This is a genomic window from Exiguobacterium sp. E17S (assembly GCF_057772545.1).
The window spans coordinates 1-260 of the sequence record NZ_JBYLRU010000026.1 but is presented as its reverse complement, the minus strand read 5'-3'; the positions used below and the strand labels follow the sequence as shown (position 1 = coordinate 260).

The window sequence follows — 260 nt, the reverse complement described above, 5'->3', positions numbered from 1 at the left end:
ATATTCCTGTACCGCCGATCCACCGTTTGAACAATGGGGGGACGCAGGAGGATAGTGACGCATGCGGATGGAAGTGCATGTGCAAGTTTCAAGACCGTCTGATTGGCAAATCCGTCAGGCACCAAAGTCAAGGAACGATGCGGAGTCCCGTAGGGACGTAGGTCACGATTTCACACTGCCAAGAAAAGCCTCTAGTGAGGGGGAAGGCGCCAGTACCGTAAACCGACACAGGTAGGCGAGATGAGAATTCTAAGACGCGC

At 53.8% G+C, this 260-nt stretch carries 1 rRNA gene; it reads left to right on the top strand.

The window, feature by feature from the left end:
• A 23S ribosomal RNA gene (locus tag AC3B4V_RS16280) occupies positions 1 to 260 on the top strand; the annotation flags it as partial.